The organism is Phocaeicola paurosaccharolyticus JCM 15092, from assembly GCF_000613805.1.
GTDB classification, from domain to species: Bacteria; Bacteroidota; Bacteroidia; order Bacteroidales; family Bacteroidaceae; genus Phocaeicola; species Phocaeicola paurosaccharolyticus.
This window is the reverse complement of record NZ_BAJR01000027.1, coordinates 37,146-45,514: the sequence shown is the minus strand read 5'-3', so window position 1 is coordinate 45,514 and position 8,369 is coordinate 37,146. Positions and strand designations below refer to the sequence as shown.

Below are 8,369 nucleotides of genomic sequence, written 5' to 3'. Positions count from 1 at the left end.
TCTACAGTTTAAATCATTCTAGTAAAGGAATATTACCATCTGAAAAGAGGAATATTTCGGGTTAAAATAAAAATAGAGACATCCAATAATTTGGATGTCTCTATTTTTGAGCCTCTTGTCGGATTCGAACCAACGACCCCGAGATTACAAATCACGTGCTCTGGCCAACTGAGCTAAAGAGGCGGGTGGGTAAGCTTACTATATCGCGCCGCTACAACCAACTACCTTTGCTGCGATCAAGCCCTGGAGGATTCGAAGGGAGCTGGCCGTATAGGACTTACCCATTTTTCATTTGCGAGTGCAAAGGTAACGATAATTTTCAATTATGCAATATTGTACATATTTTTTTTAAAAATTAATCAAGCTTTCATAATTCCACATCAATAGTTTGAGGAATTACTACAAAATAATGTATTTTTGTATCCTTATTAAATGATAATGGACGATACAAAACCAACATTACAGGAAAGCGCGATGCGCTATGGCACAATAATGGGACTTTTTTGGGCTTTTAAATTTGTTTTAATCCCTATTGGATTTAAAATACCGATTATACATATTGTGTTTTTTATTTTGACAATTTTTGTTCCAATACTTGGATATATTTTTGCTAAACGCTATCGTACAAACTGTTGTGAGAATAGAATAAGCTTTGTAACAGCTCTCTCTTTTACACTTTTCATGTATATGTTTGCCTCACTATTAGTGGCAGTAGTACATTACATCTATTTTCAGTATATAGACAACGGATTTATCTTTAGTCAATGGCTGAATCTAATAAATCAGTCGGCTAGCATGACAGATTCACAGGAGTATCTTCAGACTATAAATCAGTTGAAAGATGCCATGAAAGTAGTTATGTCCCTGTCTCCTATTGAATTGACTTTTCAACTTATAACTCAAAATGTATTTTATGGCTTGCTCATGGCTCTACCCACAGCAGCACTTATTATGCGTAAAAAATAAAATTGTTAATCATGGATATATCTGTTGTAGTACCTTTGTTCAATGAAGAAGAATCTCTTCCTGAATTATTTGAGTGGATAAAAAGAGTCATGAACGAAAATCATTTCAGCTATGAAGTGATATTTGTAAATGATGGAAGCACTGATAATTCATGGAAAGTTATTGAAAATTTGCGACAGGCCAATCCTGCTGAGGTAAAAGGTATAAAATTCCGTAGAAATTATGGAAAATCACCTGCTCTATATTGCGGCTTTGACAAAGCTGAGGGAGATGTTGTAGTTACCATGGATGCAGACCTTCAGGACAGCCCTGATGAGATTCCATCACTATATAGTATGATTATGAACGACGGGTACGACCTTGTATCCGGATACAAACAAAAAAGATACGATCCGCTCTCTAAAACCTTGCCTACAAAACTGTTCAATGCAACAGCTCGTGCAGTATCTGGGATAAAGAACTTACACGACTTCAACTGCGGTTTGAAAGCGTACAAGAGAGATGTGGTAAAGAACATCGAGGTATATGGAGAAATGCACAGATATATACCTTATCTTGCAAAAAATGCAGGATTCAAAAAAATTGGTGAAAAAGTAGTACAACATCAAGCAAGGAAATATGGAACAACAAAGTTCGGTCTGAATCGTTTTGTAAACGGATATCTTGACCTACTAAGTTTGTGGTTTCTCTCCAAATTCGGGATAAAACCTATGCATATGTTCGGATTCCTTGGCTCATTGATGTTCATCTTCGGTTTCCTTGCAGTAGCAGCAATAGGTATTAACAAGCTATACGATATGTCACATGGTCTGCCATATATACTTGTCACCGACTCACCATATTTCTATCTGTCGTTGACACTGATGATAATCGGTACCCAACTATTTCTTGCAGGATTTATTGGAGAACTCATAGCTCGTAATGCTCCTGAGAGAAACAACTATAAAATAGAGAAAGAACTTTGATGATGAGAAGATTTCCTTTTTTAATGATATTATTGCTTTCATTAGTTTTCATGCTTAATGGATGCAATAGTAACAACTGCCCATTGACAACAGTCTCATTTGCTCATTTTGAATTTCTGAACAGTACTGACAGCAAACAACATACTATGGGTGACAGCGTTGTTATTACAGGATTTACTGTAGCTGATGTGACTGTAAACGATACTCTGAAAGATGGCACTGTGACAACACGCATAGTCAAAGATTCACTGCTTAATGAGATTCTTTATAACAAGCCAACAACAAGCATGAGTCTGCCTTTGAGCTATAAATCGACTACAACTTATGTAATCCACTACAGCAAAAAAATGAGAGACACCATTGTTGTTGAACATAAAAACATTCCATATATTGAGAGTATTGACTGTGGAACTATGATGTTCTATAAGGTCAACAATATAAGGTATACAACTAATGCACTAGATTCAATCGAAACGGTAAATCCGGATATTAATAATGAAGAAAAAATTAATTTTAATATTTATTTTCCTACTAATTAGCATATTGCCATCTATAAAGTTAATGGCACAGGATGTTAAGAAACTGGTAGATACTCCTAAGGAGGAAGAGCCTCTTTTTAAAAGCATCGAAATTGGTGTTGATGTAGGCGGTCTTGCACAGAAAGTATTCGGAAGCGACTATACTTCAGTATCTGCAAGCATCACTGCAAATATCAAGAACCGTTATATGCCGGTTATTGAAATTGGATACGGTAAGATTAATACAATCAATGAAAGCAATTCTGTAGCATACGATACAAAGGCTCCATTTATCAAGGTGGGAGCCGATTATAATTTTTTCTATAAGAAGCCATACCTTCCAGGATTCCTATATGGCGGCATAAGAATCTGCACTCCTCTTTTTCATACAATATATCTGCACCAGAGATGGGAGATCCTGTATGGGGAAATATCACAATTCCGTACTCTTACAGCGGTGTAAGTGGAAGTTCTACATGGTCAGAATTTGTAGTAGGCGTAAAAGCTAAGATTTTTAAGAACTTCCATATGGGCTGGTCTGCTAGATACAGAGCAATAATAAGCAATAAGAAGACAGAAAACAGTGAACCATTATACATTCCTGGATATGGAATGAGCAACTCATCTAAATTCGGGTTCACCTATAACTTAATATATAATCTTCCGTTTAAAAAATGAACAATTTTGACATTTGGCTGCTTGCTATAGGACTTGCAATGGACTGTACTACAGTATCAATAACTAGTGGAATAATACAAAAAAAGATAGTTTGGCGATCAATACTTAGAATGGCATTTTTCTTTGGACTATTCCAAGCTATTATGCCACTTATAGGATGGTTATCAACAAATTACTTTAACAGACAGATAGAATCTTTCGATCATTGGATTGCCTTCTTCCTGCTTGCCTTAGTAGGTGGCAAAATGTTAAAAGATGCCTTCAGTAAAGAAGAAGAATGTAATTCATTCAATCCCAACAGCATTAAGGTTATAATAACATTGGCAATAGCTACAAGCATAGATGCTTTGGCAATAGGTATATCATTTTCATGTCTCGGTATGAACATGATATCCGACATACTCTACCCTATTGCAGTTATAGGATTTGTTTCTTTTGCACTGTCCATTGTAGGTAATATCTTAGGAGTATTTTTTGGGTCTAAAATAAATCTTAGAGCTGAGCTACTTGGTGGAATAGTACTATTAGCTATAGGTATTAAAATTCTTATTCAACATCTAAACTAACAACTGAGAGAAATGAATAAAAAGAAACTTATTTGGCAATTGCCATTTCTAGCTTTTCTTATTATTGGAACAATATTGATTATTAAGAATCAAGCTCCATATCAAACTGACCAAGGATTGGCTTTCGGTACTGTCTATAAAGTGACATACCAGTCTGATGATAATCTGAAAAATGATATAGAAGATGCACTAAAAAATGTAGATTCGAACTTTTCAATGTTCAATAAAAGTTCTATAATATCTAAAGTAAACCTTAACGAGGATATAAAAGTTAATGAGGAATTTATTAAGGTCTTCAACCTGGCTCAAAAGGTATCAAAAGAGACTGACGGTGCTTACGATATCACTGTAGCTCCTTTGGTTAATATTTGGGGGTTTGGTTTTAAGAGCTCTAAAGGTGTTGACTCAGCAAGTATTGATTCTATACTTAAGTTTGTAGGAAATGACAAGGTGGTAATCAAAAATGCTAAGGTGATAAAAAAAGATAGCCGTGCAATGCTTGACTTCAGCTCTATAGCAAAAGGTTATGGAGTAGACGCAGTAGCAATGGCCTTGGAGAGAAAAGGTGTAAAAAACTATATGATTGACATAGGCGGCGAGGTAGTAGTAAAAGGTAAGAATCCAAAGATGAAAAGTTGGAGAATTGGTATCAACAAACCTATAGATGACTCACTTTCAGTAAATCAGGAGTTACAAACCATACTTGAAATTAGTGATATAGGAATGGCAACCTCGGGCAACTACAGAAACTTCTATTACAAAGGAGGAAAGAAATATGCCCATACCATAGACCCAAGAAATGGATATCCTGTTCAGCACTCAATATTATCCGCTACTGTGATAGCCAAAGACTGTGCTACTGCAGATGCTTACGCAACAGCATTTATGGTAATTGGAAAAGAGAAGGCAATAAAGCTATGCGATGCACACCCTGAACTTGATGCATACTTCATTTGTGATAACCATAAAGGAGGGTACGAAATTGTGATGACTGACGGAATGAAACGATACATAGTAAACGAATAAAAAAAGTGGAATACTATAGAAGTATTCCACTTTTTTAAAACCATATATTTATTTATAGATTTTTCTGGAACTGTTCTATTAACTGCGTTACATTTGCTGTAAAAAGACGGGCAGAAATAGCTAACAATATTATACCAAAGAACTTTCTCAATACATAAATGCCACCTTTCCCTAAAAAGTGTTCAATCTTGGTAGTAAGTTTGAGAACTATATAAACCCATACCATATTAAAAACAAGAGCTAAGATGATATTTATAGGAGCATACTCTGCTCGTAGAGATAGAAGTGTGGTAAAAGCTCCTGCTCCAGCTAAAAGAGGAAATACCAACGGAACAAGCGTTGCCTCCTTTATAGGTCCGGAATTCTTAAAAATCTCTACATCCAAAATCATCTCAAGAGACATCAGGAAAATTACAAAAGCACCTGCTATAGCAAATGAAGCAATATCTACTTGAAAAAGTTTCAACATCATATCTCCGGCATAGAAAAAGCCTAGTAATAAAGCAAAAGATAAAATAGTAGCTTTAGTTGCATTCACGTTCCTACCATTCTGCTTTAAGTTTAGTATAATAGGAATTGAACCTATTATATCTATCACTGCAAATAATACAATAAATGCACTGACAAACTCTTGAATATTAAATGATCCCATCTTGTATATAAAAATTTTATGCAAATATATTCATAATTTATTCACCGCACAAACAGATAATCAAACTTTGTAATTATAAAATAAATAATAAAAATCTAAAAGTGTCATAAACTTTTAAGATATAATTTAACTAAACTGATTATTTTTGTGTTATCTTTAAAAACAGGAATAAAAGATATGAGAATAACAATGTATGACACACTCTTGCAGCTGCCTTTATTTCAAGGATTAAGCAAAAACGACTTTACTGAAATTATTGGTAAGACTAAATTTCATTTTACTAAATATTATGATAATAAGTTGATAGCAAACCAAGGTGATGTGTGTAACAAACTGATGTTTCTTTTAAATGGAAAAATAAAATCTCTTACTGTTGACTATGATAATGTATACTCATTAAGTGAAACCCTTAATGGTCCAACAGTTATAGAGCCATACTCACTATTTGGTATGAAGCCATGTTATCAGGCAACGTATACGACTGCAGGAAATGTAGAGATGGTAAGCATCAGTAAAACTGCTATTCTTTTCGAACTTAACAACTATGATATATTCAGAATAAATTATCTCAACATATTAAGTAACCGCTCTCAGATTACTTTCGACAGATTATGGAATACTCATATCGGAAATACAAGAGAAAAAATTGTCAATTTCATTCTTATAAGATGCAATAGAGCTGACGGCGAGAAACTTCTAAATATAAAAATGAATGATTTTGCACATCTAATCAATGATACAAGAATAAATGTATCACGCGTATTAAACGAGATGCAAAGTGAAGGGTTGGTTGAACTTAGCAGAAAAGAGATTTATATTCCTGAACTCAGCAAACTTACCATCGATCTTTTTTGATTAACAATCTTATATATTATTTGTTAAATATGTAAATGAGATAATAAGAAAAATACTTTTTTTTCTCATTTTTGTATTTAAAAGCAATATAGAAACATGCGAGATAATCCTTTTATAGCTGAATATAATACAATACATAATACTACTCCATTTAAATTAATAGAGACTGAGGATTATGAGCCGCTATACTTGAGGGAATAAGAAAGCAGAACGAAGCAATACTGCAAATTACCGATAATATAGAGAAACCCTCTTTTGATAATACCATAGTAGCATTAGAGCGTTCAGGTGAACTTCTTGACAGAGTAATTACTGTTTTTTCAAATCTTCTTAGTGCAGAAACTAATGATAAATTACAGGAATTGGCAGAGAGATTAATGCCAATGGTTTCTGAACACAGTAACAATATTCTTCTAAATGAAAAGCTTTATGCAAGAATAAAAGAGGTATACAACTCTGACGCAAGTAGCAATTTGAACTACGAGCAGACAATGCTACTCAATAAGACTTATGATAGTTTTGTACGCCACGGAGCTAACCTAAGTAATTCTGAAAAGGATATATACCGTAGTCTGACATCTAAGCTTACCACACTGACTCTTAAGTTCTCACAGAATATTTTAAAGGAGACAAACAACTTCCAATTGGTTATTGACAATGATGATGACCTTCAGGGACTTCCTGAATACAGTATTAGAGCTGCAAAAGAGCTAGCAGAAAAAAAAGGCAAAACTGATAGTTGGATTTTCACACTTCATGCTCCTAGCATGGTTCCTTTTTTGAAATATTGCAATAAACGGGAATTAAGAGAGACAATATATAAGAGTTACAATACTATTTGTACTCATGGTAATGAATACAATAACCTTACTATTGTAAAGGATATTGTAAACACTCGCTTTGAGATAGCAAAAGTTTTAGGATACGAAAGCTTCGCCGATTATGTTCTAAAAAATAGAATGGCTAAGAGTTGTGAAGATGTTTACAAACTACTTGATGAACTTTATGACGCTTATATGCCTGTTGCTAAGAAAGAGGTCAAAGAGGTCGAAGATTTGGCTAAATCGTTGGAAGGTGACGACTTCGTACTTATGCCGTGGGATTGGTCATTTTACTCAGAGAAACTGAAGAAGAACAGATTTGACATAAATGAAGAGGTTCTTCGCCCATATTTTGAGCTCAGTAAGGTGATAGATGGCGTATTCGGTCTTGCCAGCACACTTTATGGCATTCAGTTCAGAGAGAATAATTATATACAGGTATATAATGAGGATGTGAAAGCATACGAAGTATTCGACAATGATGGAAAATTATTATCTGTGCTCTATACTGACTTCCACCCTAGAGATGGGAAACGTTCGGGAGCATGGATGACTAACTATAAAGAACAATGGAAAGATAAAAGCGGAGACAGTCGTCCTCACGTTACTATCACCATGAACTTTACAAAACGAATTGGAGATAGTCCTGCTTTACTAAGCCACTCAGAAGTAAATACATTCCTTCATGAGTTCGGGCACGCCCTTCATGGAATTTTTGCTGATTCAACTTACCAAAGTTTGAGTGGAACAAATGTTTATTGGGATTTTGTTGAGTTGCCTTCTCAAATAATGGAAAATTACGCTAATGAGAAGGATTTTTTGAATACATTTGCTAATCATTACAAAACAGGTGAACAAATACCTTCTGAAATTATTCAGAATTTGATAGATGCTTCAAATTTCAATGCTGGATATCTTTGTATACGCCAGCTGAGTCTTGGGTATCTTGATATGGCATGGTACGGGAGGAGAAGTAAATTCGAAGGAGATGTGATGGTATACGAGAAAGAGGTATTCGAGAAGACAAAGCTTCTGCCATCGGTTGATGGATGCTGCATGTCTGCACAGTTTTCACACATTATGAGTGGAGGCTATTCTGCAGGATATTACAGTTATAAATGGGCTGAGGTACTTGAGGCTGATGCATTCTCTGTTTTCAAGAATAATGGAATATTCAATAAATCAGTTGCAGCATCTTTCAGAGAAAACATCCTATCTAAAGGAGGAACGAAAAATCCTATTGAGCTATATAAATCATTCAAAGGTAGCGAACCTACTATTGATGCTCTATTAAGGCGCAACAATATTATTAATTAACCTTT

General features: G+C 34.6%; 7 protein-coding genes, 1 tRNA gene and 2 pseudogenes. 8 read left to right on the top strand and 2 right to left on the bottom strand.

From position 1 onward, the window contains the following. Positions 1-109: 109 nt before the first annotated feature. Positions 110-183, bottom strand: a tRNA-Thr gene (locus tag JCM15092_RS10975). Positions 184-438: 255 nt separating this feature from the next. On the opposite strand from JCM15092_RS10975, the gene JCM15092_RS15845 reads away from it, so the two are divergent. From JCM15092_RS15845 to JCM15092_RS10945, 6 genes and pseudogenes are all read left to right on the top strand, one after another. Further along, complete coding sequence (locus tag JCM15092_RS15845) at positions 439-966, top strand: DUF4199 domain-containing protein (protein WP_034541927.1); 528 nt, start codon at positions 439-441, stop codon at positions 964-966. Positions 967-977: 11 nt separating this feature from the next. Beyond that, on the top strand, positions 978-1,931 hold the full coding sequence (locus JCM15092_RS10965; protein ID WP_024994705.1) for a glycosyltransferase family 2 protein: 954 nt from the start codon (positions 978-980) through the stop codon (positions 1,929-1,931). Next, entirely contained in the window at positions 1,931-2,470 is a 540-nt protein-coding gene (locus JCM15092_RS10960; RefSeq protein WP_235782341.1) for a DUF6452 family protein, read from the top strand. The genes JCM15092_RS10965 and JCM15092_RS10960 overlap by 1 nt, the downstream gene beginning before the upstream one ends. Continuing rightward, a pseudogene (locus JCM15092_RS17940) lies at positions 2,427-3,127 on the top strand (DUF6048 family protein). The gene JCM15092_RS10960 and the pseudogene JCM15092_RS17940 overlap by 44 nt, the downstream one beginning before the upstream one ends. Beyond that, positions 3,124-3,693, top strand: a complete 570-nt coding sequence (locus tag JCM15092_RS10950; RefSeq protein WP_024994703.1) for a manganese efflux pump MntP — start codon at positions 3,124-3,126, stop codon at positions 3,691-3,693. Before JCM15092_RS17940 ends, JCM15092_RS10950 begins: the two are co-directional and overlap by 4 nt. 12 nt (positions 3,694-3,705) lie before the next feature. Continuing rightward, positions 3,706-4,719, top strand: coding sequence for an FAD:protein FMN transferase (locus JCM15092_RS10945; protein WP_024994702.1), 1,014 nt, complete (start codon positions 3,706-3,708; stop codon positions 4,717-4,719). A 52-nt stretch (positions 4,720-4,771) separates the two neighbouring features. On the opposite strand, the gene JCM15092_RS10940 is transcribed toward JCM15092_RS10945, so the two are convergent. Then, the gene (locus tag JCM15092_RS10940) at positions 4,772-5,371 is read right to left on the bottom strand and encodes a MarC family protein (RefSeq protein ID WP_024994701.1); all 600 of its coding nucleotides are present in this window, start codon (positions 5,369-5,371) and stop codon (positions 4,772-4,774) included. A gap of 177 nt (positions 5,372-5,548) precedes the next feature. Between JCM15092_RS10940 and JCM15092_RS10935 the strand changes: the two genes are divergently transcribed. Beyond that, positions 5,549-6,226, top strand: a complete 678-nt coding sequence (locus tag JCM15092_RS10935; protein WP_024994700.1) for a Crp/Fnr family transcriptional regulator — start codon at positions 5,549-5,551, stop codon at positions 6,224-6,226. Between the two features lie 96 nt (positions 6,227-6,322). Continuing rightward, a pseudogene (locus tag JCM15092_RS15835) lies at positions 6,323-8,364 on the top strand (M3 family metallopeptidase). Positions 8,365-8,369 lie beyond the last annotated feature (5 nt).